This window comes from Variovorax sp. V15 (assembly GCF_041154425.1).
GTDB lineage: Bacteria > Pseudomonadota > Gammaproteobacteria > Burkholderiales > Burkholderiaceae_C > Variovorax > Variovorax guangxiensis.
Window position 1 is genome coordinate 617,501 of record NZ_AP028659.1, and the last position, 24,651, is coordinate 642,151.

Annotated in this window: 20 protein-coding genes and 2 rRNA genes (1 of these 22 running past the window's edge); 10 read left to right on the forward strand and 12 right to left on the reverse strand. The window is 65.2% G+C overall.

Translation table 11 applies throughout. The annotated features are described in order from the left end of the window. Positions 1 to 2,675 (forward strand): 23S ribosomal RNA (locus ACAM57_RS03055); it begins 196 nt to the left of the window's first position. 127 nt (positions 2,676 to 2,802) lie between these two features. Continuing rightward, positions 2,803 to 2,915: ribosomal RNA gene (rrf, locus tag ACAM57_RS03060) — 5S ribosomal RNA — on the forward strand. A gap of 147 nt (positions 2,916 to 3,062) precedes the next feature. Here the strand turns inward: rrf and ACAM57_RS03065 are convergent. The 5 genes from ACAM57_RS03065 to hppD form a co-directional block, all read right to left on the reverse strand. After that, positions 3,063 to 3,995: an MBL fold metallo-hydrolase gene (locus ACAM57_RS03065; RefSeq protein WP_369660666.1), complete on the reverse strand. Its 933-nt coding sequence runs from the start codon at positions 3,993 to 3,995 to the stop codon at positions 3,063 to 3,065. Between the two features lie 9 nt (positions 3,996 to 4,004). Continuing rightward, positions 4,005 to 5,702 (reverse strand): AMP-binding protein, encoded by a 1,698-nt coding sequence (locus ACAM57_RS03070; RefSeq protein ID WP_184640944.1) that lies wholly within the window; start codon positions 5,700 to 5,702, stop codon positions 4,005 to 4,007. A gap of 124 nt (positions 5,703 to 5,826) precedes the next feature. Beyond that, complete coding sequence (gene phhA / locus ACAM57_RS03075; protein WP_369660667.1) at positions 5,827 to 6,702, reverse strand: phenylalanine 4-monooxygenase; 876 nt, start codon at positions 6,700 to 6,702, stop codon at positions 5,827 to 5,829. Between the two features lie 27 nt (positions 6,703 to 6,729). Beyond that, positions 6,730 to 7,539 (reverse strand): transporter substrate-binding domain-containing protein, encoded by an 810-nt coding sequence (locus ACAM57_RS03080; RefSeq protein WP_369660668.1) that lies wholly within the window; start codon positions 7,537 to 7,539, stop codon positions 6,730 to 6,732. Between the two features lie 35 nt (positions 7,540 to 7,574). Then, positions 7,575 to 8,702, reverse strand: coding sequence for a 4-hydroxyphenylpyruvate dioxygenase (gene hppD, locus ACAM57_RS03085; protein WP_184640941.1), 1,128 nt, complete (start codon positions 8,700 to 8,702; stop codon positions 7,575 to 7,577). Positions 8,703 to 8,858: 156 nt separating this feature from the next. On the opposite strand from hppD, the gene ACAM57_RS03090 reads away from it, so the two are divergent. The 4 genes from ACAM57_RS03090 to lnt all read left to right on the forward strand — a co-directional run bounded on the left by ACAM57_RS03090 (position 8,859) and on the right by lnt (position 12,723). After that, entirely contained in the window at positions 8,859 to 9,332 is a 474-nt protein-coding gene (locus ACAM57_RS03090; protein ID WP_019658474.1) for an Lrp/AsnC family transcriptional regulator, read from the forward strand. A 109-nt stretch (positions 9,333 to 9,441) separates the two neighbouring features. Then, positions 9,442 to 10,170 (forward strand): GNAT family N-acetyltransferase, encoded by a 729-nt coding sequence (locus ACAM57_RS03095; RefSeq protein ID WP_126023799.1) that lies wholly within the window; start codon positions 9,442 to 9,444, stop codon positions 10,168 to 10,170. A 109-nt stretch (positions 10,171 to 10,279) separates the two neighbouring features. Further along, positions 10,280 to 11,158 (forward strand): HlyC/CorC family transporter, encoded by an 879-nt coding sequence (locus ACAM57_RS03100; protein WP_126023798.1) that lies wholly within the window; start codon positions 10,280 to 10,282, stop codon positions 11,156 to 11,158. Beyond that, positions 11,158 to 12,723: an apolipoprotein N-acyltransferase gene (lnt, locus tag ACAM57_RS03105; protein WP_369660669.1), complete on the forward strand. Its 1,566-nt coding sequence runs from the start codon at positions 11,158 to 11,160 to the stop codon at positions 12,721 to 12,723. Before ACAM57_RS03100 ends, lnt begins: the two co-directional genes overlap by 1 nt. A 6-nt stretch (positions 12,724 to 12,729) precedes the next feature. Here the strand turns inward: lnt and ACAM57_RS03110 are convergent, their stop codons facing one another. From ACAM57_RS03110 to ACAM57_RS03140, 7 genes are all read right to left on the reverse strand, one after another. Beyond that, positions 12,730 to 14,109 carry an FAD-binding oxidoreductase gene (locus tag ACAM57_RS03110; protein ID WP_369662388.1) on the reverse strand — a complete coding sequence of 460 codons (1,380 nt, stop codon included), beginning with the start codon at positions 14,107 to 14,109 and terminating at the stop codon, positions 12,730 to 12,732. Between the two features lie 8 nt (positions 14,110 to 14,117). Beyond that, positions 14,118 to 14,927 (reverse strand): ABC transporter permease, encoded by an 810-nt coding sequence (locus ACAM57_RS03115; RefSeq protein ID WP_369660670.1) that lies wholly within the window; start codon positions 14,925 to 14,927, stop codon positions 14,118 to 14,120. Next, complete coding sequence (locus ACAM57_RS03120) at positions 14,924 to 15,769, reverse strand: ABC transporter ATP-binding protein (protein WP_369660671.1); 846 nt, start codon at positions 15,767 to 15,769, stop codon at positions 14,924 to 14,926. Before ACAM57_RS03120 ends, ACAM57_RS03115 begins: the two co-directional genes overlap by 4 nt. A 20-nt stretch (positions 15,770 to 15,789) precedes the next feature. After that, positions 15,790 to 16,773: an ABC transporter substrate-binding protein gene (locus ACAM57_RS03125; RefSeq protein WP_369660672.1), complete on the reverse strand. Its 984-nt coding sequence runs from the start codon at positions 16,771 to 16,773 to the stop codon at positions 15,790 to 15,792. A gap of 72 nt (positions 16,774 to 16,845) precedes the next feature. Continuing rightward, positions 16,846 to 17,712, reverse strand: a complete 867-nt coding sequence (locus tag ACAM57_RS03130) for a creatininase family protein (RefSeq protein WP_126023792.1) — start codon at positions 17,710 to 17,712, stop codon at positions 16,846 to 16,848. A 23-nt stretch (positions 17,713 to 17,735) separates the two neighbouring features. Beyond that, positions 17,736 to 19,001 (reverse strand): amidohydrolase family protein, encoded by a 1,266-nt coding sequence (locus ACAM57_RS03135; RefSeq protein ID WP_369660673.1) that lies wholly within the window; start codon positions 18,999 to 19,001, stop codon positions 17,736 to 17,738. Further along, on the reverse strand, positions 18,998 to 19,585 hold the full coding sequence (locus tag ACAM57_RS03140) for an NAD(P)H-dependent oxidoreductase (protein WP_126023790.1): 588 nt from the start codon (positions 19,583 to 19,585) through the stop codon (positions 18,998 to 19,000). Before ACAM57_RS03140 ends, ACAM57_RS03135 begins: the two co-directional genes overlap by 4 nt. A gap of 314 nt (positions 19,586 to 19,899) precedes the next feature. Between ACAM57_RS03140 and ACAM57_RS03145 the strand changes: the two genes are divergently transcribed. Genes ACAM57_RS03145 through ACAM57_RS03160 form a run of 4 tightly spaced genes read left to right on the forward strand, consistent with a single transcriptional unit; the run spans position 19,900 to position 24,542 of the window. After that, positions 19,900 to 20,415, forward strand: coding sequence for a spore coat protein U domain-containing protein (locus ACAM57_RS03145; RefSeq protein ID WP_126023789.1), 516 nt, complete (start codon positions 19,900 to 19,902; stop codon positions 20,413 to 20,415). A 20-nt stretch (positions 20,416 to 20,435) separates the two neighbouring features. Next, complete coding sequence (locus tag ACAM57_RS03150; RefSeq protein ID WP_184640935.1) at positions 20,436 to 21,167, forward strand: molecular chaperone; 732 nt, start codon at positions 20,436 to 20,438, stop codon at positions 21,165 to 21,167. 40 nt (positions 21,168 to 21,207) lie between these two features. Then, positions 21,208 to 23,529 carry a fimbria/pilus outer membrane usher protein gene (locus tag ACAM57_RS03155; RefSeq protein WP_369660674.1) on the forward strand — a complete coding sequence of 774 codons (2,322 nt, stop codon included), beginning with the start codon at positions 21,208 to 21,210 and terminating at the stop codon, positions 23,527 to 23,529. Next, positions 23,526 to 24,542, forward strand: coding sequence for a spore coat protein U domain-containing protein (locus ACAM57_RS03160; protein WP_369660675.1), 1,017 nt, complete (start codon positions 23,526 to 23,528; stop codon positions 24,540 to 24,542). The genes ACAM57_RS03155 and ACAM57_RS03160 overlap by 4 nt, the downstream gene beginning before the upstream one ends. Positions 24,543 to 24,651: the final 109 nt, after the last annotated feature.

Genomic DNA, 24,651 nt, shown 5'->3' on the forward strand with positions numbered 1-24,651 from the left:
GTAGCTCGAGGAAAAGACATCAACCGAGATTCCGAAAGTAGTGGCGAGCGAAATCGGAGAAGCCTGTTAGTGATAGCACAAGACATAACGGAACAGCTTGGAAAGGCTGGCCATAGCGGGTGATAGCCCCGTACGTGAAATGACCTGTGTGGTACTGAGCTAACGACAAGTAGGGCGGGACACGAGAAATCCTGTCTGAATATGGGGGGACCATCCTCCAAGGCTAAATACTCATCATTGACCGATAGTGAACTAGTACCGTGAGGGAAAGGCGAAAAGAACCCCGGGAGGGGAGTGAAATAGATCCTGAAACCGCGTGCTTACAAAAAGTAGGAGCCCGCAAGGGTGACTGCGTACCTTTTGTATAATGGGTCAGCGACTTACATTCAGTGGCAAGGTTAACCGAATAGGGAAGCCGTAGAGAAATCGAGTCCGAATAGGGCGATCAGTCGCTGGGTGTAGACCCGAAACCAAGTGATCTATCCATGGCCAGGATGAAGGTGCCGTAACAGGTACTGGAGGTCCGAACCGACTAGTGTTGCAAAACTAGCGGATGAGCTGTGGATAGGGGTGAAAGGCTAAACAAACTTGGAAATAGCTGGTTCTCTCCGAAAACTATTTAGGTAGTGCCTCAAGTATTACCTTCGGGGGTAGAGCACTGTTTTGGCTAGGGGGTCATGGCGACTTACCAAACCAAGGCAAACTCCGAATACCGAAGAGTACAGCTTGGGAGACAGAGCACCGGGTGCTAACGTCCGGACTCAAGAGGGAAACAACCCAGACCGCCAGCTAAGGTCCCTAAAATTGGCTAAGTGGGAAACGAAGTGGGAAGGCTAAAACAGTCAGGATGTTGGCTTAGAAGCAGCCATCATTTAAAGAAAGCGTAATAGCTCACTGATCGAGTCGTCCTGCGCGGAAGATGTAACGGGGCTAAGCCAGTTACCGAAGCTGCGGATTTGCAATTTATTGCAAGTGGTAGGAGAGCGTTCTGTAAGCCTGTGAAGGTGCGTTGTAAAGCGTGCTGGAGGTATCAGAAGTGCGAATGCTGACATGAGTAGCGTTAAAGGGGGTGAAAAGCCCCCTCGCCGTAAGCGCAAGGTTTTCTACGCAACGTTCATCGGCGTAGAGTGAGTCGGCCCCTAAGGCGAGGCAGAGATGCGTAGCTGATGGGAAACAGGTCAATATTCCTGTACCGATTGTTAGTGCGATGTGGGGACGGATCTTAATAGGTCATCCGGGTGTTGGATATCCCGGTTTAGATGGATGTAGGCGTGCATTAGGCAAATCCGGTGCACATATACCGAGGCCATCGATCGAGCCAGCTTGCTGGTGAAGTGATTGAACGAGGTTCCAGGAAAAGCCACTAAGCTTCAGCTAACAACGACCGTACCGCAAACCGACACTGGTGCGCGAGATGAGTATTCTAAGGCGCTTGAGAGAACTCAGGAGAAGGAACTCGGCAAATTGACACCGTAACTTCGGAAGAAGGTGTGCCCTATTAGTGTGAAGTGAACAACGGAGCATGAACGGGTTGCAAAAAATCGGTGGCTGCGACTGTTTATTAAAAACACAGCACTCTGCAAACACGAAAGTGGACGTATAGGGTGTGACGCCTGCCCGGTGCTGGAAGATTAAATGATGGGGTGCAAGCTCTTGATTGAAGTCCCAGTAAACGGCGGCCGTAACTATAACGGTCCTAAGGTAGCGAAATTCCTTGTCGGGTAAGTTCCGACCTGCACGAATGGCGTAACGATGGCCACACTGTCTCCTCCTGAGACTCAGCGAAGTTGAAATGTTTGTGATGATGCAATCTCCCCGCGGAAAGACGGAAAGACCCCATGAACCTTTACTGTAGCTTTGTATTGGACTTTGAACAGATCTGTGTAGGATAGGTGGGAGGCTTTGAAGCAGGGTCGCTAGATCTTGTGGAGCCAACGTTGAAATACCACCCTGGTGTGTTTGAGGTTCTAACCTAGGTCCATTATCTGGATCGGGGACAGTGCATGGTAGGCAGTTTGACTGGGGCGGTCTCCTCCCAAAGCGTAACGGAGGAGTTCGAAGGTACGCTAGTTACGGTCGGACATCGTGACGATAGTGCAATGGCATAAGCGTGCTTAACTGCGAGACTGACAAGTCGAGCAGATGCGAAAGCAGGACATAGTGATCCGGTGGTTCTGTATGGAAGGGCCATCGCTCAACGGATAAAAGGTACTCTGGGGATAACAGGCTGATACCGCCCAAGAGTTCATATCGACGGCGGTGTTTGGCACCTCGATGTCGGCTCATCTCATCCTGGGGCTGTAGCCGGTCCCAAGGGTATGGCTGTTCGCCATTTAAAGAGGTACGTGAGCTGGGTTTAAAACGTCGTGAGACAGTTTGGTCCCTATCTTCCGTGGGCGCTGCAGATTTGAGGAAGCCTGCTCCTAGTACGAGAGGACCGGAGTGGACACACCTCTGGTGTATCGGTTGTCACGCCAGTGGCATTGCCGAGTAGCTAAGTGTGGAAGAGATAACCGCTGAAAGCATCTAAGCGGGAAACTCGTTTCAAGATGAGATCTGCCGGGGCCTTGAGCCCCCTGAAGAGTCGTTCAAGACCAGGACGTTGATAGGTCAGGTGTGGAAGCGCAGTAATGCGTTAAGCTAACTGATACTAATTGCTCGTGCGGCTTGACCCTATAACTTTGATCAGTCAGATCAAGGTGTTATGCCAAGTTGACGCATTCAAAACAATTCGCCAAAACTGATTCCAAACTCTATGAATTCGTCTGATTGATCATGTGATCAGCCAGACAACCCTTTATGCCTGATGACCATAGCGAGTTGGTCCCACTCCTTCCCATCCCGAACAGGACAGTGAAACGACTCAGCGCCGATGATAGTGCGGGTTCCCGTGTGAAAGTAGGTCATCGTCAGGCTCTTACAGCCCCAAAAACCCCCGGTCCATCGCGATCGGGGGTTTTTGCTTTGTTGCACAGCACAAACAAGAAAAAACGCCAGGAGACGGATCAGATGCTCCGAGAGCGCCAAAAGTGAAGCAAAACGCTTGGCGCGGGGTGCACCAATTACCGATTGCGGATATCTGTGCGGCCCACTTCGGCCGCGCCAGCGCTGACCAGCTCCGCCAAGATATCGCCAGTCAGCCGACCCAACTCGACGTCACCGAAAAAGCGTGATCGGATCGCCTCGAGATAGGGCGTGCCGTGCAACCATGCATTCCATCCGGCTGTCGAGATGGTCTGCACTTCCAGCAACTTGAACTTCATCAAGATCTTGATGGCATGCCGCGCATGCTTGGCCGGATCGCGCATCAATTTCTCCAGGCGCTGCCGCGCAACAGCCAGCGCTTTCCCAACATCGTCGAACACAGCTCCGTGCCCCGGAATCACTCGTTCCGGCGCCAGCTTCTCGATCAGATCCAAGGTCGCTCCTATTTCTCCGAACGACGGCTCCCCCGCCAGTTCTGGAAACGCGATACCGAACCCGTTCTCCCACAGCGCATCCGCTGATATCAACGTGCGCGACTGCTCATCGAACAAGATGACCGAGTGAGGATCATGCCCCGGTGCCGCGTGCACCTGCCACGGCCTGCCGCCAAGCACGCAATCGCACCCCGGCAGCAGCAGCGTTGTGAATCGGAACCTGGGACAAGTCTGCCCGGTAGCCAGAAAACTCAGCCCCTGCTGGTCCCAGCTCTCCACAAATGCAGCTTCCCCCGGCGGAATCTCGGTACGAACCGTTGGATATCGCAGCTGCAGCGCAGCATTCCCCCCGCAGTGGTCACTGTGCAGATGCGTATTCAGAATTCGGTCGAGCGGTCGCTCTCCCAGTACCGACTCGACCAGCGCCAAGGTCTGCTCGGCGTGCGTCGCGTACCCCGTGTCGACCAGCGCAGTCTCTTCGCCGGCCACGAACAGCACGTTGTTCGAAGACAGCCACCCCCGCTCGAACACAAAGACACCCGCCGGCAGCCCGGCGCTAGCCGACGAAGGGCTCATCTGTGCCGCTCAGGCGTTTGCATTGACGCGAAGCTCACGCCGCAGGATCTTCCCGACATTGGTCTTCGGCAGCGATTCCCGGAACTCGATGTGCTTCGGCCGCTTGTAGCCGGTGAGCTGCGAATGGCAGTACTGCAGCACCGCATCCTCGGTCAGCGCCGGATCCCTGCGGACCACGAAGACCTTGATGGCTTCGCCCTGCTTCTCATCGGGCACGCCCACCGCCGCGCACTCCACCACGCCCGGGCACAGCGAGATCACGTTCTCCAGTTCGTTGGGGAACACGTTGAAACCGCTCACCAGGATCATGTCCTTCTTGCGGTCGACGATGCGGCTGTACCCGTCTTCCTGCATCACCGCGATGTCGCCGGTGCGCATGAAGCCATCGGCAGTGAAAGCCGCGGCAGTCTCGGCCGGCTGGTTGTAGTAGCCCGTCATCACGTTTGGCCCCTTGATGCAGAGCTCCCCGGCTTGGCCCACGGGCAGCGAGTTTCCATCGTCATCCTTGATGGCGATCTCGATGCTGGGCAGCGGCAGCCCGATCGTCCCGGTGAACTCGGTGTTCGATACCGGGTTGTTGGTCCCGATCGCGCAGGTCTCGCTCATGCCCCAGCCTTCGATCATCGGGCAGCCAGTGGCCTCGAACCACTTGCGCGCCGTGCCTTCCGAGGCGGCCATGCCGCCCGCCTGCGAGACGAACAGCGTCGAGAAGTCGATCGACTTGAACTCCGGATGCATCAGCAGCGCATTGAACAAGGTGTTCACCGCGGGCAGCATGTGGAAGGGCCGCTTCTTCAGCACCGCGATGAACTTGTTGAAGTCCCGTGGATTCGGGATCAGCGTCATGTGCGAGCCCTGGCGGATCACCAGCAGGCACAGCGTCAGCGCGAAGATGTGATAAAGCGGCAGCGCCGCGATGCTGTTGACCTTCGCCAGGTCACCCGCGCGCGACAGTGCCGGCGTGAACCAGGCCTCGGCCTGCAGCGTGGCCGCGACGATGTTGCGGTGGGTCAGCACCGCGCCCTTCGACAAGCCGGTCGTGCCACCTGTGTACTGCAGGAAGGCGATCGAATCGAGCGTGCTCTGATCGGGTCCCAGCGTGCGGCCACGTCCCTCGGCAATCGCCTGGCTGAACGGCGTCACGCTGCGCCCGTCGCTCAGCGGCAGCTTGTAGGCCGGCACGAGCTTCGCGAGATGGCGCACGGCCATCGTGATCCACGCGCCGTACAGGCCGCCCAGCAGGTCACCCATCGAGGTCATGACCACGTGCTTCACCGGCGTGCGCTCGATCACCTTCTCGAGCGTGGACGCGAAGTTTTCAAGAATGACGATGGCCGTCGCGCCGGAGTCCTTCAGCTGGTGCTCCAGTTCCCGCGCCGTGTACAGCGGATTGACGTTGACGCACGTGTATCCCGCGCGCAGCACGCCGCACATGGTGACCGCGAACTGCGGGATGTTCGGCAGCATGATCGCCACCCGCGCACCTGGCTCCAGCCCGCGCGACTGCAGCCAGGCGCCCAGCGCCTTCGACAGCGCATCGAGCTCGCCGTAAGACATCCAGCGCTCCATGCAGACCGAGAAGGGCCTGTCGGCATAACGGGCAAAGGCCTCGTCGAACATCTGGGGCAACGAGCGGTACTGCTCCGGATGAATCTCGTGCGGCACGCCGGCCGGATAGTTCTGTCGCGCGGATGTGTTGGTCTGCATGCAAGCTCCTTTGGCGCGGATTGTGGAAGGCACCTTGCCTCCGCGACCAGCGGGCTTGTCCTAGGGAAGGGGTGTGCGCTGTCGCGCGCGCGATAGCTGCGCGTGCGAACAACCCTTCGAGCTTTCAGGCCTTGCCGGACTCGCCCGGCAGCAACACCCCGGCCTCGATGTCGGTCGCGACCTTCAGCGACTCGTACAGCGGCGTGAAATCGGGCTCGGTGAGGTCGAACAGCTGCCTGAAGCTGTCGATCACGAAGTAGTTGGCCTGGTAGGTGTCGATCTTGTAGCGCGTGCGCATGGTGCGCAGCAGGTCCAGCGGCAGCCGGCGCGGCTCGTCGCTGAGCACGGCGTGCCTGAGTTCGCCCACGGAGCTGAGGATGCCGGCGCCGTACGCGCGCAGGCCGTCCGGCTGGCGGATCAGGCCGAACTCCACCGTGTACCAGTAGAGCCGCGCGAGCTTCTCGCCCGCGCCGAGTTCGTGCGCCTTGATACCGCCCTGGCCGTAGCGCTGCACGTAGTCGGCGAAGGTCGGGTCGAACAGCATCGGCACGTGGCCGAACAGGTCGTGGAACACGTCGGGCTCGACGATGTAGTCGAACTCCTCGGGCTTGCGGATCCAGTCCGTCACCGGAAACTTGCGGTTCGCCAGCAACGTGAAGAAGGGCAGCTCCGGAATCAGCCCAGGCACCGCCACGATCTCCCAGCCTGTCGCCTTGTGCAGCCGCTCGTTGAGCTCGTCGAAGCGCGGGATGCGGTCCTTCACGCCCAGCGAGGGCAGCGCGTTGATGAAGGCGTCGCAGGCCAGGCCCGGCAGCTGCGCCACCTGCCGCTCGTAGAGGCGGCGGTAGGTGTCGTGGTCGGCCGGCGTGTAGCTGGCCCAGTCCTGCGGGCAGGTGTAGTCGGCCAGCACCGCGCCGCCGCGCGAGTAGTCGCCGCGCGGAGGGCGGTCGGAGGCGCCATAGACGGCGGGGGTGACAACTGCGGCGGCGGGGGAGTCCATGAAAAAGCGATCTCGGAGGAGGAAGGGTTACTTGAGCCAGCGGTCCATCGTCCGCTGGAAGTCGCCGCCGGCTTGCTGCAGGTGCAGCCACTGGTCGACATACGACTTGAAGGCCACGTCGTCGCGCGGCAGCATCCAGGCCATTTCACCGTACTGCAGCGGCTTGTCGGGGTTGACCGCGCACAGGCCCGGCTTGAGCTTCTGCTGCGTGATGGCCTCGGCCGCCTCGGTGACGAACACGTCGGCGCGGTTGGCGAGGATCTCGTCGAAGATCGTCACGTTCTCGCCGTGCAGCGTGAGTTTGGCCTGCTTGAAATTGGCCCGGGCGAATCGCTCGTTGCTGCCGCCCGGATTGAAGATGACGCGCACCGATGGCTTGTCGATGGCCGCCACGCTCTGGTACTTCGACACGTCGGCGCAGCGCGCGATCGGCGTCTTGCCGTTGACCATGTAGGGCGCGCTGAAGAAGGCGCGCTTCTGCCGGTCAGTGGTGACCGACACGCCGCCCACGGCGATGTCGCACTTGCCGGCGGCCAGGTCGGGCAGCAGGTTGGCCCAGGTGGTCTTGACCCACTCGGGCTTCGCGCCGAGGCTGGCGCTGAAGCCGGTCATCAGGTCGACGTCGATGCCCTCGAATGCGCCGTCGGGCTTCTGGAAGCTGAAGGGCTTGTAGTCGCCCGGGGTGCAGATGCGCAGTACCGCGGCCTTCTGCACCGTGTCCAGGTGCGAGGCCCCGGCCACCGGCACGGTGGCGGCCGGGGCCATGGCGCAGCCCGAAAGAAGGGCGGCTGCCGCCGCAATGAAGGTCAGACCGATCGAAGGCGTACAGCTGCGCATGCGTGCTCCAGAAGCGTGAATAAGGGATGGGGCCCTTATTTTGCGGCGCTCAGCACCCCGCGGCGCATCTGGTCGAGTTCGATGCTCTCGAACAGCGCCTTGAAGTTGCCGTTGCCGAAGCCGTCGTCGCCCTTGCGCTGGATGAACTCGAAGAAGATCGGGCCGAGCTGGTTCTCGCTGAAGATCTGCAGTAGCAGCGCGTCCTTCTTGCCGTCGATCAGGATCTTGCGCTTGTGCAGCTCCTCCACGCTTTCGCCGTGGCCCGGAATGCGCTTGTCGACCAGCTCGTAGTAGGTGTCGATGGTGTCCAGCAGCTTCACACCGTTGGCGCGCAGGGCGTCGACGGTCTGGTACAGGTCGTCCGAGCCCATCGCGATGTGCTGGATGCCTTCGCCGTTGTACATGTCCAGGTACTCCTGGATCTGGCCTGCCTGCTCCTTGCCTTCCTCGTTGATCGGGATGCGGATCTTGCCGCAGGGGCTGGTCATGGCCTTGCTCTTCACGCCGGTGACCTGGCCTTCGATGTCGAAGTACTTCACTTCGCGGAAGTTGAACAGGCGCTCGTAGAACTCGGCCCACTCGTTCATGCGGCCGCGGTGCACGTTGTGCGTCAGGTGGTCGATGTAGGTCAGGCCGTTGCCCACCGGGGCCAGCGCCTCTTCGGCCGTCAGGCCCGGCAGCGCCTCGAAGTCGACGTCGAAGAAGCCGATGTTGCCGATGTCGCCCGGCTTCGCGCCGTTCTTGCCGCGCCAGCGGTCGACCAGGTAGATCAGGCTGTCGCCGATGCCCTTGATGGCGGGAATGTTCAGCTCGCCCGGGCCGGCCTTGTCGGCGAAGCCCCAGGCGCCCAGCGAAATGGCGCGCTCGTAGGCGAACTTGGCGTCCTGCACGCGGAAGGCGATGGCGCAGACGCTGGGGCCATGCAGGCGCGCGAAGCGCTGCGCGAACGAATCGGGCTCGGCGTTGATGATGAAGTTGATCGTGCCCTGGCGGTACAGCAGCACATTCTTGTGGCGGTGCTTGGCCACGGCCTTGAAGCCCATGCGCTCGAACACCTTGCCCATGGCGGCCGGATCGGGTGCCGCGTACTCGATGAATTCGAAGCCGTCGGTGCCCATGGGGTTCTCCCAGGGCGTGAAGGCGGGGGCGTCGGCAAGGCTCATGTGCGGTCTCCGGTAGAGGTGGGGAATGGAACGGATCGAATGAAATGGGGCGCGAAATCGGCCGGTCATGCAATGTAGGGTGGATGCCTCTCAGGTTTTCTGCGTTTCCACGCGCTCATGGTGGCTCTTGCGCAGTAAAGCTGCAAGAATGGCGAAATGGAAGCACTGGACAAGATTGATCGGCTCATTTTGCGCACGCTGCAAGCAGACGGCCGCGCCACCTACGACCAGATCGCCGAGCAGGTGAGCCTGTCGCCCAGCGCCGTGCTGCGCCGGGTCAAGCGGCTGGAAGAGCATCGGGTGATCGACCGCTATGTGGCCCTGGTCCAGCCCGAAGCCGTCGGCCTGGGGCTGACCGCCTACCTCAACGTGAGGCTGGAAAAGCACACCGAGACCCACAAGCGCAACCCCATGGACCTGTTCCGCGCCAGCGTGCAGACCTGGCCCGAGGTAGTCGAATGTGCGGCTCTCACCGGCGACATGGACTACCTGCTGCGCGTGGTGGTGGCCGACATGGCTCACTACAGCCGCTTCATCATGGACACCCTGCTCAAGCACCCGAGCGTTGAAGACTGCAAGACCAGCTTCGTGCTCGACCGTGTCAAGGCCACAACAGCTGTGCCTGTTTAGCCACAATTTGGTTGCGATGGCGCCACACGTTCTGGTAAGGGGTCACGAATGTGTCCCCGGATTAACCTTGTGAACTTGTTGTTTAGGTGAAAACCCTTACATTGGAGCCATGCTTACCGCCAAGACCCTTCTCAAAGCGTCTCTCGGCATTGGCTCTTTCCTGAAGGCGCCAATGGTTGAGGCGCAACCACGCGCAGTCAGCGCGCCTCAACCGGTGATGGTGCCGATCCGCTCGATCGGCCCCCGCGAACGCGAGCGCATCGCCCGCCACCTGCTCGACCTCACTCCGCACGACCGCTACCTGCGCTTCGGCTACGCGGCGGCCGACGAGCAGATCCAGCGCTACGTCGACAGCCTCGATTTCGAGCGCGACGAGCTCTTCGGCATCTACAACCGCCGCCTCGACCTGATCGCGATGGCCCACCTGGCCTTCGCCCCCGGCGACCAGCACAGCGACTGCGCCGAGTTCGGCGTTTCCGTGTCGGCCCATGCCCGCGGACGCGGCTACGGCGCCCGCCTCTTCGAGCGTGCGGTGGTCGTGGCGCGCAACGAAGGCGTGGGCATGCTCTTCATCCATGCGCTGAGCGAGAACGCCGCCATGCTGAAGATCGCCCGCAACGCCGGTGCCACCGTGGTGCGCAGCGGCTCGGAAGCCGAGGCCCATCTCGAGCTGCCCAGCGCCACCTTCGACAGCCGCATGAGCGAGATCGCCCTGGAGCACTACGCCGCCGTCGACTTCGCGCTCAAGAGCCGGGCCAAGCAGTTCTGGGCCTTCCTGGCCAGCCTGCAGGAAGTGCGCAGCGGCATGCGCGACGCCCGGAAGAAGTCGGCGCCCTGAGCTCCGCGGCCCTGGCGGCTGCTTCCGTACTTACCCTCGGGGAGGGCCCGGTAGAGCGTGTCACACGCAATCCGGTATCCTTGTCCCTCCTCAACTCCGCCCTCCCGCAGTGGCCGAACCTCACCCTGAACGCGCTCCCGTCGAACGGGAAGACAAGCGCAGCTTTCTCCAGAAACTCGCCGAATTCATCCACCCCGGCCCCGATTCGCGCGACGAGCTGATCGAAACCTTGGCAGACGCCGAGGACAACGAGGTGATCGGCGCGGAGTCGCGCGTGATGCTCGAAGGCGTGCTGCGCATGGCCGACATGACCGCCGGCGACGTGATGGTCGCCGCGCCGCGCATGGACCTGGTGAACATCGACGCCCCGTTCGACGCGCTGCTGCATCTCGTCATCGACACCGCGCACTCGCGCTTTCCGGTGTACGAGGGCGAGAAGGAAAACATCATCGGCATCCTGCTCGCGAAGGACCTGCTCAAGCTGCAGCGCGCGCCGGGCCTGAACATCCGCGCGCTGCTCCGCCCGGCCACCTTCGTTCCCGAGAGCAAGGGCCTGAACGACCTGCTGCGCGAGTTCCGCGGCAACCGCAACCACCTGGCCATCGTCATCGACGAGTTCGGCCGCGTGGCCGGCCTCATCACCATCGAGGACGTGCTGGAGCAGATCGTCGGCGAGATCGAGGACGAGTTCGACATCGCCGAGGACGAGGGCGACATCTTCGGCCTGGCCGACCACACCTACCGCGTCTCGGGCGACACGCCCATCGAGCGCGTCGCCGAGGCCTTTGGCATCGTGTTCGACGAAGAACAGCTCAGCGAAGACTTCGACACCATCGGCGGCTTGATCGCGCACGAGATGGGCCACGTGCCCAAGCGCGGCGAGCACCATGCGATCGGCGGCTTCGACTTCGTCGTGCTGCACACCAAGGGCGGCGCGGTGCGCTGGTTCAAGGTGTCTCCGGCGCGCGGCGGCGACGCGGCCGACTGATGGCTCGCGCGCCGGCTTCCTCCTTCGCCTCCTTCCTCCGTCCGCTCGGCTTCGTCGCCGCCGGGCTTGCGCAGGCGCTCTCGATGGCTTCGCCCGCCGGCGGAAAGCCGCTGTGGTGGCTGCAGCTGCTGTCGCTTGGCGCGTTCGTCTGGCTGTTGGACGGACTGCGTTCGCAGGGCGCAGGCTGGCGACGTGCCGGGCTGCACGGCTGGCTGTTTTCCACCGCCTGGCTCACCGGCAGCTTCTGGTGGCTCTTCATCTCGATGCACACCTATGGCGGCCTGCCGGCGCCGCTGGCCGCCATCGCCGTGCTCGCCCTGGCTGCCGCGCTGGGCCTGTACTACGCGGTCGCCGCTGCATGGTTCGTGGTGAAGGGGCCGCAGGGGCGGGTGGCGGGCGCGCTGGTCTTTGCGGCGCTCTGGACGCTGGCCGAGCTGGTGCGCGGCAGCTGGTTCACCGGTTTCCCTTGGGGCGCCGGCGGCTACGCGCATGTCGAGGGGCCGCTAGCGGCGCTTGCGCCATGGGTGGGCGTGTACGGCATCGGCGCCGCAGCAGCACTGGCCGTTGCGCTGGTCGCGCTGCATCGCCCGCTGCGCATCGCGGAAGCCGTGCAGGGCGTGGTGCTGATCGCATTCGTGTTCGCCGTGCCGAACCTCGTGCCCGCGCTGCGCGACGATGTGCGAGGCGCGAAAGGCGCGGCCGGCAACCTGAGCGTCGCGCTCCTGCAGGGCAACATCCCGCAGGACGAAAAATTCATTCCCGGCGGCGGCATCGAGACCGCGCTGCGCTGGTACGGCGAGCAACTGCGCGATGCCAAGGCTTCGCTCGTCGTCACGCCCGAAACCGCCTTGCCGCTGCTGCCTCAGCAGCTGCCAGCCGGCTATCTCGAAGCGATCAAGACCCGCTACAGCCAGGGCAATCAAGCCGCCATCGTGGGCCTGCCGCTCGGCGGGCAGGGCACCTACAGCAACGCGGTGCTCGGCTTCCGCCCCGGCGACGCGCAGCCCTACGCCTACAGCAAGCACCACCTCGTGCCTTTCGGCGAATTCATTCCCTGGGGCTTCCGCTGGTTCATCCAGATGATGAACATCCCGCTGGGCGACTTCGCGCGCGGCGGGCTCGCGCAGGCGCCCTTCGTCTGGCAGGGCCAGCGCGTCGCGCCGAACATCTGCTACGAGGACTTGTTCGGCGACGAGATCGGCGCGAACTTCCGCGACGAGGCCAGCGCGCCCACCATCCTGCTCAACGTGAGCAACATCGCCTGGTTCGGCGACACGGTGGCCATCGACGAGCACCTGTCGATCTCGCGCATGCGCGCGCTCGAGTTCGCGCGGCCGATGGTGCGCTCCACCAACACTGGCGCGACCGTGGTGATCGACGCCCAGGGCCGCGTGACGCACGAGCTGCCACGCCTCACGCGCGGCGTGCTCGAAGCGAACGTTGAAGGCCGTCGCGGCCTCACGCCCTTCGCACGCTGGGTGGCGCCGTTCGGGCTCTGGCCGCTCTGGTTGCTGGCCATGGCCATCGTGGCGGTGGCCTGGCTGCAGGGCCGTCGCCGCAACTGAGATCGGTCAGGCTGCCGAAGCCGCCTTCACCGGCCAGTCGCGCAGCTTGCCCGGGTTCAGCAGGCCCAGCGGGTCGAAGCGCTTCTTCACCTCGATGACCTCCGGCGGCAGCGGCCCGCCGGCCTTGCCGTCTTCGACGATGTTCACGTGCGGGTTGTTGATGTGCACGTTGTGCTCGCGGTGGATGCGCATGATCTCCTGCAGCCGTTCCTCGGTGCTGAAGCGCACCAACTGCAGCCCGCTGCAGGTCATGAGGCCGGCCACGTTGCGCAGGAACTCGATGTGCATCATCACCTCGCCGGTTTCGCCGCCCAGCAGCTTCTCCATCTCGATGACCTGCTCGACGTGCCGGCCCGGAACGAAGCCGCTCTGCAGGTAGGTGAGGCTCGGATCGATCTTCAGCGCATGCAGCGTCGTGTGGTTCCAGGTGAATTCCATCAGCGTGCGATTGCTCTTCTGCACCTCGGCCGCCGTCTTGCGGTAGCTGACGGTGCCGCCGTGTGCCTCCACCAACTGCAGCATCGCGGGCTCGCATGACTCGGCCACCAGCGACAGCACCGTGTGGCAGCCCTTGGGCAGGTGCGCGGCGAGTTGCGACAGATGGTCGGAGATCGGCGCCGCGAAGAAAGTGACACCGCGCTTCACGATGCCCGGCGCATGCGCGAGCTTGTCCGCGAAGTGCAGCGCGCTTTCGAAGTCGGTGAAGGTCACCAGTGTTTCCAGCCACGGATGCGCGGGTGCCAGCGCGATCTCCAGCTCCAGCACCAGTCCATTGGTGCCCCACAGGTGGTGCATGCGCATCGCGTCGGCGCCGCGCAGTTCGACGACCTGCGGCTCGGCCTCGATGGTCATCGCGCGGATGCCGATCACGTTGCCCGGCGCGCCCAGCGGTCCGTAGTTGATGGAGCCCACGCCGCCGAAGCCGCCGCCGAACAGGCCGCCCAGCGTCGCGCTGCGGTAGGTCGATGGAACACAGCGCAGCTCCTGCCCCGTGGGCTTGGTCTGCTTCTCGAGTTCGCCGAGACGGATGCCGGCCCGCGCGCGCGCCACGCCGGGGCGCACCCACAGGCAGCTGTTGTAGCCCGTCATGTCGAGCACCACGCCGCCGGCCAGCGGCGTGGTCTGGCCGTAGTTGCCGGTGCCGCTGCCGCGGATGGTGATGGGCACGCAGCGGCGCGCACAGGCACCGACCACCGCGCGGATCTCTTCCTCGGTGCGCGGCCGCACGACCACGTCGGCGCGCTTGTCCTTGAGCTGGCGCACCAGCACGGGGCTGAACCAGGAGAAGTCGGAGGACAGCCGAGTGACGCGGCTTTCGTCGGTGATCCAGTCGAGGTCGGGCAGTTCGAGCAGCAGCTGCTCGATGGCGGAAACAGGGGCGTTCATGGTCAAGGTCAGTCCTGTGAAAGTTCGCTCGCATGCCACGAGCCCAGCGCCAGCTTGGTGAGCCAGGCCATCAGCACGAAGAGCGCGACACCGGTGAGGGAAATGAGCAGCAGCGCCGCGAACATGCGCGGGATGTTCAGCTGGAAGCCCGCCTGCAGGATCTGGTAGGCCAGCCCCGCGCCCGAGCCGCCGGTGCCCGCGACGAACTCGGCCACCACCGCGCCGATCAGCGCGAGGCCGCTGGAGATGCGCAGGCCGCCGAAGAAGTAGGGCAGCGCGCTCGGAATGCGCAGCCGCACCAGCTGCTGCCAGCGCGTCGCGCGGTTGAGCTTGAAGTAGCTCTGCAAGTCGGGGTCGATGCTGCGCAGGCCCAGCGTGGTGTTGCTGATGATCGGGAACAGTGCCACCAGCGCCGCGCACACCGTCATCGCCGCCACCGGGTTCTTCACCCAGATGATGATGAGCGGCGCCACCGCCACGATGGGCGTGACCTGCAGCAGCACGGCGTACGGGAAGAGCGCGGTCTCGATGCGCTTGCTCTGCACGAACAGGAAGGAGACCAGCACGCCCGCGACCGTGGCCAGCAGGAACGACAGCACCGTGATCTTCAGCGTGACCAGCAGCGCATTGCCCAGCGGCGCCCAGTCGGTCACCAGCGTCTGCATCATCAGGTAGGGCGAGGGCACCAGGTAGGGCGGCAGTTCCATCGCCACCACCATCCATTGCCACAGGGCGACCAGCGCCACGCCGATCAGCACCGGGTAGAGCACGCGCTGCACGCGCGGCTGAGCCAGCAGGGGAAGGGTCTTGGCAGTCATCGCGCGGCCTCCTCGTCGGTGCTGCTGGCGCGCAGCAGGCTGTCCTGCAGCTGCTTGGCGTAGCGCGCGAATTCGGGCGTGACCATGAAGTCGGCGCTGCGCGGATAGGGCTCGTCGATGCGGAACTCCTCCACCACGCGGCCGGGCCGTGCGGCCATCATCACCACGCGGCTCGACAGGAACACCGCCTCGTGGATCGAGTGCGTCACGAAGATCACCGTGAGCTTCTTCTTGCGCCACAGCTCCAGCAGGTCGGCGTCGAGCTTGTGGCGCGTGATCTCGTCGAGCGCGCCGAAGGGCTCGTCCATCAGCAGCAGGTCGGGCTGCGTGACGAGGCCGCGCGCGATCGACACGCGCATCTGCATGCCGCCCGAGAGCGCACGCGGCAGCGTGTCGGCGAACTTCTCCAGACCCACGAGCGCGAGCGATTCCATCACCCGCGCATCGGCCTCCTTGCGCGGCACGCCGGCCAGGTCCAGCGGCAGGCGGACGTTGGTCTGCACGCTGGCCCACGGCATCAGCGTGGGCGACTGGAACACGAAGGACATCTTGCGCGGGCAGTCGTGCAGCTGCGCCGCCGGCCGGCGCCACACCAGCAGGCGCCCGTCGCTGGGCTCCAGCATGCCCGCCACCATCTTCAGCAGCGTGCTCTTGCCGCAGCCCGAGGGGCCGAGCAGGGTGACGAACTCGCCTTCGGCGATAGACAGGTCCACCGGCAGCAGCGCCTGCGTGCCGTTGGGATAGGTCTTCTCGGCCGAGAGCACCTCGACGGCGGGCACGGCGGGCACGGCGGGCGCGAGCTCCGGCGGCGGCGCCAGCGTCTGGGGATCGATGCGGTTCATGCGGCGGGGCCTTGGCGCGGTCAGGGCAGAACCTTCGCGTCTTTCACGAACTCGGTCGTGTAGGTCTTGGCGAGTTCGACCTTGGCGGGGTCGAGCAGCTTCGCGCTCACCAGGAAGTCGTAGCTCGCCTTCGCGCGCGCATCCGTCATCACGCCGATGCCGAGCTTGGCCGCGTCGCCGCCGGTGACCATGCCCATCTCCTTGAGCTTGGCCACGCTGTAGGCCAGCTGGTCGTCGGTCATGTTGGGGTTGTCCTTCTTGATGAGCGCGTTGGCGGGCGCGGGGTCGGCGAGGTAGCTCTTCCAGCCCTCCGCCGAGGCCTTCACGAAGGCGGCGACCTGCTTGCTGCGGTCCTTCACCGTCTTCTCCATGCACGACACGGTGGTCGCGTAGGCCGGGAAGCCGTGGTCGCTGAACATCAGCACGGTGCTCTTCACGCCGACCTTCTGGATGGCGTAGGGTTCCGAGGTCAGGTAGCCCTGCTGCGCGGCATTCTTGTCGGCCACGAAGGGCTGGATGTTGAAGGTGTAGGGGCGGGTCTGCTCGTCGGTGAGGCCGAACTTGGCCTTCAGCCACGGCCAGTAGCCGCGCTGGGCCTGCGCGCCGATCAGCAGCGTCTTGCCTTTCAGGTCCTCGAACTTCTTCACGTCCTCGTGCGCGATCAGCACCTGCGGGTCCTTCTGGAAGAAGGCCGCCACGTTGACCACCGGCACGCCGCCTTCGCGCACCTGCATCATCTGGATGTCGCTGGAACCCATGATGCAGTCGGCCTGGCCGGCGGCCATCATCTGCGTGATGTTGACCTGCGGGCCACCCATCTTGATGGTCACGTCCAGGCCGTACTTCTTGTAGATGCCCTGTGCCACGGCCTGGTAGAAGCCGCCGTGTTCGGCCTGCGCGTACCAGTTGGTCATGTAGGTGAACTTGTCCTCGGCCTGCGCGGGTGCGGCGGCGAGGAATGCGATGGCGGCGGCGCCGGCGATGGACAGTGCGAAGGAGCGCATGGGGACCTCTCTGGGGCAGGGGGTTGAAGAAGACGAAGGAAAAGGAAGAAGCGGCCGTTGCAAGAAGCGGGCTCAGGCCGCCGGCTCGAAGCGCTGCTGGATGAAGCCCTGCTGGTGTCCGCGCTCCCAGGTGGCTTCCTCGCGCACCACCCAGCGCAGTGCGTGCAGCTCGGTCAGCGCCTGCACCCAGCTGTCGGAGAGCGTGTCGAGGATGGCTTCGCCCTGCTCGCGCGTGGCGGTGGTCGGGTCGCCGATCACGCCGCTCGGGCCGAAGTCGCGCGAGGTCCATGCACAGGCCGGGCGGCCGTCGGCCGACAGCAGCTTGATCGGGAAGGGCGGCGGAAAGTTGGCGACCGCATGTTCCATGTGCACCGTCTCGGGCGCGAGCGCGAGCATCAGCGCGGTCTCGGAATGGCCGGCGTGCATCGCGAGTTTCTTCTCCTGCTCGCTGACCTGCTTGCTGGCCGCGCTCGGCAGGCGCGACACGCCGTGCGGCACCACCACGAAATCGCCGTGGCGCAGGCGCAACTCGCGCGCCGCCATTTCGAGCACCTGCGGCTGGCCGCCGTGGCCGTTGGCGAACAGCAGCTTGCGAAAGCCCGAGCGGTACACCGACTCGCCGATCTCGATCACCGTCGACAGCAGCGTGGTGCCTGTCAGCGTCATCGTGCCGGGGAAGTGCAGGTGCTCTTCCGACTTGCCGTACGTGATGGTCGGCAGCGCGAAGGCGCGCACCTCGGCGGGGAGCTTTTCGAGCGCCTTGCCCATCACGCCCGAGCAGATCACGCTGTCGACCGAGCAGGGCAGGTGCGGGCCGTGCTGCTCGATGGCGCCGCAGGGCAGCACGATGACGGTGTTCTCGCGGTCGGGCAGCGCGGCGATTTCGGTCCAGCTCAGGTAGGGCAGGAAGCGGTGGGGCGGGATGTAGCCGTGGAGCATGGGAAGGTGTCCTTGTGTGTTCGTTACCGGGGGAGGAAGGGCGTCGCGTCGCCGTGCGTGACGCGGCCGTCGCGCAGCACCACGCGGCCGGCGGTGCGCGAGGGCCAGCCGTGGCGGTCGGCCTGCGTGAACAGCACCAGGTCGGCGCCCTGGCCCACCAGCGTGGGCCTCGCAGGAGCGGCTTGGCGCCGCAGCCAGTCGCTGCGGCACAGCGCCTGCGACCATTCGTCGAAAGGTTCGTCGAGCTGCGCCACCAGCGCGGCCGTGCCCAGCGCCTCGACCGGGTCGAAGCTGCCGACGCGGCAGAACGGGTCTTGCACGTTGTCGCTCGCGAACAGCAGCGGAATGCCGCGCTCGCGCGCCTCCTTCACCAGCGTGATGCCGCGCAGGCGCGGCGTGCGGCCGGTGACGGCGTCCTGCAGCAGCAGGTTGGTGGCGGGCAGCGACACCACCGTGATCGGCGCGCGCGCCACCGCGTCGAGCGTGGCGAGGGCCTGCGCCTCGGGCTGGGCCGCGAGCGCGCAGATGTGTCCGCAGACCACGCGGCCCTGATAGCCGATCTCCTTCAGGATGCGGGCGGTGGTCTGAAGGCCGACAGCCGATGCGTTGAGCTCCTCGTCGACGTGCAGGTCGATGTCGAGGTCGCAGGCCTGCGCCGACACCAGCAGGTTGCGCAGCGCTTTCTCGCTCCAGTTGGTGGAGTGCACGAAGCCGCCGAGCAGCGTGTGCGGGCCGGTGGCCTTGACCTGCTTCGCGAGGCGCATGGCCTGAGCCGCGTCTTCGAAGAGCGGCAGCTTGATCAGGCTCACCTGCTCCAGCCGCACCCTGCCGGCCCATTCCTGCGCCAGCTCGGCCATCACCGGCCATGCCATCGGCACGGCATCGGGCTCCCACCAGTCGACGTGCGTGCGCAGGTGCGCGGTGCCGCATTCCCAGGCCCATTGCAGGCCGCGCGAGGCACGCTCGTGCACGTCGGCCGGCGTCCAGTGCACGCGATCGGCGAGCATCGCGTCGATGGCGCCGAGCAGGCCGGGCTGCACCTGCTTCATGCGCGGCAGGGTGAAGGCCTTGTCCAGGTGCGTGTGGGCGTCGACGAAGCAGGGAAGCACCAGTGCGCCGTCGAGGTTCCAGGCGGAGGGCGTGGCGGCGACAGCGGGGTCGACAGACCGCACGCGGCCTGCCTCGATCGCAACGCGCGCGAGTTCGGGCACGCCATCGCGCTGCGGCCAGTCGGCCGGTAGCAGCCAGCGCGGCAGGCGCACGTTGTCGAGGAGCGATGGCGCGCTCATGCGAAGCGCGCCATGGCTTGCCCCACGCGCGCCATGAAGCGCTTGAGCTGGGGCTCGGTGGCGACGTTCATGTGGTAGTGGGCGTGGTAGTCCACCTTCGCGCGCCGGCCGGTCAGCCGCAGCATGTACCGCGTGACGATCTTGCGCGGCGGATCGCCCATGTACATGGCCATCCAGCGCGGCCGCCCGTACGTGACGACGGCGCTGATGCGCTTGATGTGCGTGAGCATCGGCTTCACGTTGGCCGGGTCGCTGATGTCGAAGGCCACGCCCGGCATGAAGAGCCGGTCGAAGTAGCCCTTGAGCATCGCCGGCAGCCCGAAGCACCAGGTCGGAAAGCAGAACACGATGCCCTCGGCCCACAGCAGCCGCTCCACGTAGGGCGCGAGCGGCAGCTGGTTGGAAGGCACGTCGTGGTAGCCCAGGCGCTCCTCGCGCGACAGCACCGGGTTGAAGCCTTCGGCGTAGAGGTCGCAGTCGTCCACCTCGTGCCCGGCCGCGCGAAGGTTCTTCAAGACCTCCTGGTGCAGGGCGGCGTGGAAGCTGGTTTCGACCGGATGGCAGTAGACGACGAGCACTCGCATGGTGTGTTTGACCGCTTAATCAGAGCAAGTGGTCAGGTTATGCAAGCGACGTGCCAGTGCGGGTGCACCGGCTTGGGGCGGCGTGGCGGCCGCGCTACGGAACTGTCGGAGGGCTGCTGGATGAGTGGCCGAATTTCGTAACAAAAGTCACGCAAGGCCGGGAAACGAGTGCTTGCCCGAGCGAATTTTGCTGTCGCCGTAACAACAGCTCACTCTTTCTTCCAATTGTTAACTAAAATTCACAGTCCCAAATTTGTGAACTTTGGGCCTCATTCTCTCTTCATCAACCGTTCGATACCCGAGAGTCCGTCCTCATGAAAAAACCTTCCCTCATCGTTGCAGCCGTCCTGGCCGCTCTGGCCGCCAGCGCGGCGATCGCCGACACGGCCAGCTCCACGTTCAAGGTCCTCATCACCGTGACCAAGGCCTGCTCGGTCACGGCGGGTGCGGCCTCGAACATCGACTTCGGCTCGGTCACCTCGACCGCCACCGCCCTGTCGGCCAGCAGCAACATCAGCGTGACCTGCTCCAAGTCGACGCCCTACAACATCGGCCTGCAGCCTTCGAGCACCGCTGCCACCGACACCACCGGCGCCGGCTTCATGAGTCCCATCGTGGCTGGCCCGGACACCATTGCCTACCAGCTTCGCTCGGTGAGCGCGACGGGTCCCATCTGGGGCAACACCGCCACGCCCACCTCGGTTGGAAACGGCGTGGCCGGCACCGGCACCGGCACGGCCCAGTCCATCCCCGTGTTCGCAACGGTCGCAAGCGCCAACGTGACGCCTGGTGCCTACGCCGACACCGTGACCGTCCAGGTCAACTACTGATCCATTGCCTGAGGCCGACCGTGCACCGCCTGCTGCGCCACACCCTTGCCCTCGCGTTCGCCCTGCTGGCGCACGCGGCCGCCTCGGCTAGCGGGCTGCAGGTCTCTCCGGTCACGCTGACGCTGCAGGCCACGCAGAACGCCGATGGCCTATGGCTCAGCAACACCGGCGACGACGTGGTGCACGCCCAGGTGCGGGTCTACCAGTGGTCGCAGGAAGCCGGCAACGAGAAGCTCACGCCCTCGCGCGAGCTCCTCGTGAGCCCGCCGATGGTGCAGCTCGCACCGTCCGAGCGGCAGCTGATCCGCGTCATCCGCACCGGGGTTCCTGCCGGCGCGGTCGAGAATTCGTACCGGGTAGTCATCGACGAACTGCCCGTCGAGATGAAGGAAAAGAAGGGCCTGCAGCTGGTGCTGCGCTACTCGGTGCCCATCTTCATCGCAGCCGCCGGCGCGCAGCCGGCCGCACCCCAGCTCAGCTGGTCGCTGCGCCGCGAAGGCAGCCAGGCGGTGCTCGAGGTCGCCAACGGCGGCGGCATGCACGCCCAGCTCGCCGATCTGGATTTCGTCGATACCGCCGGCAAGCGCACTCCGGTGCACGCCGGCCTGATGGGCTACGTCCTGCCGGGCGCGAACATGCGTTGGCCCTTGAAGACCCCCGCGGAGGCCTTCGCCACCGGCGGCGTTCTGGAAACGAAGATCAATGGCAACGCGACGCAGGAAAAGATTCCGCCACTTCCACGCGTCCGCTGAGCGTCTGCTCCCACTGCTGCTTCTGTCGGGTCTGGCGTCGTTGGACGCCCAGGCCGAGAAGACTGCAGCCGGACCGGGCTCGTGGCTGGTCGCATCCGCTGCGGAAAGCGACCTCACCGGCCCGACCGGGAGCGACCTCTACCTGGAACTGAGCCTCAACGGCAACCCCCAGGGGCTGGTGCATTTCGGGCTGCGCGATCGCGAGCTCTGGGCCAGCGCCTCCACCCTGCGGCAACTGGGCTTCGTCCTGCCGCCGGGCGCGTCCGACCCGGTGAGGCTCAACAACCTTCCCGGCGTGAAGGTCGCCTACGACGCCGCAAGGCAGAGCGTCGCCATCAACGCGCCCGCCGACGTGCTGCGCCTGCCCACGACGGTGGTGAACACCTCGACGGTCGCCTCCCCCAAGGCCAGCGCCTCGCCCGGCCTGCTGCTGAACTACGACCTCTACGGCACGCAGGGCCGCGGCAACAGCACCAGCCTCAACGCGCTGGCCGAAGTTCGCGCCTTCAGCGGAAGCAGCGTGTTCACCAGCACCATGATGTCGCGCGCCTACCGCTCCGACAACGAAGACTGGAAGCACGACTCCGTGCGGCTGGACACCACCTGGAGCCAGTCCTTCCCCGACGACATGCTGACGCTGCGCGTGGGCGACACCACCACCGCGTCGCTGCCGTGGTCGCGCTCCACCCGCATCGGCGGCATCCAGCTCTCGCGCAACTTCTCACTGCAGCCCTATCGCACGACGACCCCTCTGCCGGCCTTCCTGGGCTCGGCCACGCTGCCCTCGCAGGTGGAGCTCTACATCAACGGCCTGCGCCAGTACACCGGCCAGGTCCCTGCCGGGCCCTTCCAGCTGAACACGGTGCCCAGCATCAACGGCGCGGGCAATGCCCAGGTGGTTCTCACCGACGCCTTCGGGCGCGCGACGACCCTCGATTTCTCGCTGTACGACACGCAGCGCCTGCTGCAGGAGGGCCTGTCCGACTGGTCCGTCGATCTCGGCATGGTGCGCAGGAACTACGGCCTGCGCTCGAACGACTACGGCAGCGACCCCGCCGCCACCGGCACCTGGCGCTACGGCGTGAGCAACAGCTTCACGCTGGAGGCGCACGGCGAGACCACCAAGGGGCTGGTGAAGGGCGGTGTCGGCGGCGCATGGCTGATCGGGCAAAGCGGCGTGTTCACGGGCGCCGTGGCGCACAGCAGCTATCGCGGCGATCAGGGCTCGCTGCTCAACCTCGGCTACAGCTGGCGCGACAACCAGTTCAATTTCGCGGTCGAGGGCACGCGCACGCGCGGCGAGTACCGCGACGTCGCCTCGCTCTACGGCAGCGCACCGGCCCGTGGCTCGGGCCGTGCATCCATCGGCTACACGACAAAGGATCTCGGCAGCTTCGGCCTGAGCTACCTCTACCTGCGCTACCCGGCGCAGGAGGCGACGCGCATGGCCAGCGTCTACTGGTTCCGGGCCATCGGAAAGAGCGCCTCGATGAACGTGAGCCTCAACCAGAACCTCGACAACCGCCGCGAGCGCAGCCTCTTCGTCGGCTTCACCTGGGCGCTGGACGGCAACATCACGGCCAGCGCCGGCGTCCAGCGCGACAACGGCAAGACGGTCTACACCGCCGATGCGCAGAGCTCCATGCCGGGCGACGGCGGCATCGGCTGGAGAGCGGGCCTGCGCCAGGGCGGCGGCCAGAACGGCGGTCAGGCCGAGATCGACTACCTCGGCCGCTACGGCCGCGCCATGGCCGGCATCAGCGTGCTCGGCGACAACCGCTTCGCCTACGCGGGCGCCACCGGCTCGATCGCGTTCATGGGCGGCCAGCCCTTCGCGGCGCGGCGCATCGACGACGCCTTCGCGGTGGTTTCCACCGACGGCATCGCGGGTGTGCCCGTGAGGCTGGAAAACCGCGACATCGGCACCACGGACGACAAGGGCATGCTGCTGGTGGCGCCGCTTCGCTCCTACCAGAACAACCAGCTGTCCATCGACCCGATGCAGCTGCCCGCCGACGTGAGGATCGAGCGCGTGAAGACGGTCGCCACGCCGAGCGACCGGGCCGGCACGCTGGTGCGCTTCGGCATCACGCCGGTCAGCGCGGCCGCGCTGCTGCTGGTGGACGAGGCGGGCAAGCCGCTGCCGCTGGGCAGTCGCGTGCGAGCCAACGCACAGGGCGGCGAGCCGGCGCTGGTGGGCTTCGACGGCGCCGTGTATCTCGAGTCGCTGCAGGCCCGCAACACGCTCGACGTGCAGACGCCCAACGGCGTCTGCCGGACCAGCTTCGACTATCGCAAGGAAGGCGCGGCAGTCCCGCAGATCGGGCCGCTGCGCTGCACCAGGGAGGCCAAGGCGCCATGAGTCTTCTGATCCGCACGCTGCGGGCCCTGCGCCTGCCCATGTTCTGCGCGCTGCTGTGGCTGCTGTCGGCGGGCAGCGCCCAGGCGTCGATCAATTGCACGGCATCGATGACGGCCATGGCTTTCGGCCCGGTCGACCTGGTTGCCGGCACGGCCACGCCCGCCAACGCCACGCTGAGCTACACCTGCACCAAGAGCGGCAACAACAACACCACCGAGTACGCCAGGGTCTGCTTCAACATCGGCGACGGCAACGAGGGCCTCACGAACTTCAATCCGCGCGTCATGAAGAACACCGCGGGCGACAGCCTGAAGTTCCAGCTCTACCAGGGGACGAGCAACACGATCTGGGGCTCGAACGGCAACGCCGCGGTGCCGAACCCGTTCACCATCAACATCGCGATTCCCGCCCGGTCCACCACCACCTCGGGCACCGCCACGATGCGCGGTGAGTTGCTCGCGGGCCAGAGCACTGTGCCCCCGGGCTCCTATCAGGACAACTTCGCCGGCATCCACACCTCGATCACGCTGACGTCGAGCACGAACGCGCCCCCGACCACGTGCGGCACGACGCTGGCGGACCAGTTCGCCTTCATCGTCAGCGCCACCATCTCCAAGAGCTGCGTCGTCACGGCCGATCCGCTGAACTTCGGCTCCGTCGCGGGCCTGCCGGGCGGGGCCAACATCGACAAGCTCGGCAACATCTACGTGACCTGCACGACGCCCACCTCCTACACGGTCGGGCTGACGCCGTCGAACAACGTGGCCAATGGTGCGGGGGCGATGACGCCGACCGGGGGCGTGCCCGGCAACACGGACACGGTGCCGTACCACCTCTACCGCAACGCCGGGCGCACGAATGCCTGGGGCAACATCTCGGGAACCAACACCATGGGGGGGACGGGCAGCGGCCAGGTCCAGACGCTGCCCCTGTATGGCCGCGTTCTCGGCGCAAGCACCAACGTGCGGCCGGACAGCTACCTCGACGTCGTGACGGTCACCGTGACCTACTGAATCCGGGTCCGGGCCGAGCCCGGGCGAGCGAAACGGGAAGCCCGCTGGCAAATTGCGGGAATGTGTGAAGAATGGGGCCTCACGGCCTTCATTTTTCCGCGACTCTGCC